The 1,833-nt window shown below is 64.8% G+C and carries 2 protein-coding genes; one reads left to right on the top strand and one right to left on the bottom strand.

The features are described from left to right. Positions 1–137: 137 nt before the first annotated feature. A protein-coding gene (locus tag ACFU8W_RS52380) for an IS5 family transposase (protein WP_384052971.1) occupies positions 138–1,012 on the top strand; the annotation gives its coding sequence in 2 pieces (ribosomal slippage) (positions 138–482 and positions 485–1,012; 873 coding nt in all). A 21-nt stretch (positions 1,013–1,033) separates the two neighbouring features. On the opposite strand, the gene ACFU8W_RS52375 is transcribed toward ACFU8W_RS52380, so the two are convergent. Then, positions 1,034–1,633 carry an SMI1/KNR4 family protein gene (locus ACFU8W_RS52375; RefSeq protein ID WP_384052969.1) on the bottom strand — a complete coding sequence of 200 codons (600 nt, stop codon included), beginning with the start codon at positions 1,631–1,633 and terminating at the stop codon, positions 1,034–1,036. Between the last annotated feature and the right edge of the window lie 200 nt (positions 1,634–1,833).

Below are 1,833 nucleotides of genomic sequence, written 5' to 3'. Positions count from 1 at the left end.
AACCCCAGGCCCTTCGTCTGGACGAAGACCGCCGACGAGATCTTCGAACGCCTCACCGGATATCTAAACCGAATCAAAGACTCAGGACACTAGGGCCTGTTGCGAAAGTCGATCAAGGTCCTAGATGATCAAGAGCCGTGGGGCGTGGAGATCTGACAAACGGCCAGTGGGCCCGGCTTGAACCCTTGCTACCGCGAGGCAAGAAGCCTGGCCGACCGCCGACGTGGACGCGTCGACAGCTGATCGACGGCATACGCTGGCGGACCAGGGCCGGTGCACCCTGGCGGGATGTCCCGGAGCGGTACGGGCCGTGGGACCGGGCCTACGACCTGTTCCGCCGCTGGCAGCGCGACGGCACCTGGAAGCGGATCTTCGAGCAACTGCAGTCCGAAGCTGACGCGCAGGGCCTGATCACGTGGGAGGTCAGCGTGGACTCCACCATCGCCCGAGCCCACCAGCACGCGGCCGGGGCGCGGAAAAAGGGGCACTCCAGAAGGAGACGCCCGGTGGTGTCGACACCGAGCCCGAGGATCACGGCCTCGGACGTTCGCGTGGCGGGCTGACCACCAAACTGCACCTTGCCGTCGAGCAGGGACAGAAACCGCTGTCGCTGCGCATCACAGCCGGCCAGCGGCACGACAGCCCGCAATTCCAGCCAGTCCTGGAAGCTATCCGGGTGCCTCGTCCTGGCCCGGGCCGGCCACGGACCCGGCCGGACAAGGTCCGAGCCGATAAGGCCTACGGCTCTCGCGAGAATCGCGAGTACCTGCGTAAGCGCGGCATCCCCTGCACGATTCCAGAGAAGGCCGACCAGATCCGCAACCGCAAGAAGCGCGGCTCGGCCGGTGGCCGGCCACCGAAGTTCGACAAGATCGACTACCGCGAGCGCCACGCGGTCGAGTGCGGGATCAACCGGCTCAAGAGGCATCGAGCCGTGGCCACGAGATACGACAAGTTGGCTGTCCGGTACGAAGCGACGGTGCTGGTCGCGGCCATCAACGAGTGGCTGTGACCAGCGATCTCGGGATAGCCCCTACTGGTCAGCCGGTCGTGGCTCACCGGAGTAAGGGTCCAACCCCGCCTTCCAGCGGCGTTGTTCCTCGAACCAGTGCACGTAGCGTGGGGAGGCCTCGCGCAGGTCGATGCTGAGTGGGTAGGGGTCAAACTCGTCCAGGAGCAGTTTGCGGAGGAATTCGACCATGCCGCAGGTGAACAGGGTGAAGTCATCGCGGGTGTGTCGGCCGCAAACGAGGACAGGCCACTTGTCGGGGTCTGGGTCAGTCGTCAGCCAGCAGAGGATGTCAGGGCCGGAAGTGACCCCCCAGGCGAGGATGTGGTCCGGGTCGATGTCGAGGCCTTCCTGGCCGTCCAGCATCTCCCAGGTGTAGCGGGCGTTCTCCGTCTCCTCCTCGAAGGTTCCGGGGTCCCACTGGATGTACTCCTTCGGCAGGGGCATCAGGATGCACACTTCATCGAACGAGCCGGCTCCGTAGACCGACATGAAGGTCATGTAGTCACGCGGGAATCGCGTGCCCCAACGTGCCTCGGCTGCTGTCCAGTCGATCTCCTCGTCCGCGCCCTGATCCGGAGGCAGGATCTTGGCCAATGCTGCGATACCCGTCGGGTCTTCCACGACAATCCCTTCGATCAAGTCGCCGAGAGCCTACGAGGCCGCACTGACAACCACCGCGGCGGGGGCAGCCGCGCTTACTCGCTGTGACCAGCACTTTCGCAACAGGCCCTAGCTTGATCTTTAACCTCGGAGGTCGAACGGCTCCTCGTACTTGATCACTCGGACTGGCAACCGCCTTACACGAGGGCGGCCTTCGGCCG

The sequence above is a fragment of the Streptomyces sp. NPDC057565 genome (assembly GCF_042801455.1).
GTDB classification, from domain to species: domain Bacteria; phylum Actinomycetota; class Actinomycetes; order Streptomycetales; family Streptomycetaceae; genus Streptomyces; species Streptomyces yanii.
The sequence above is the reverse complement of the archived record's forward strand: the minus strand, read 5'-3'. Positions and strand labels throughout refer to the sequence as shown.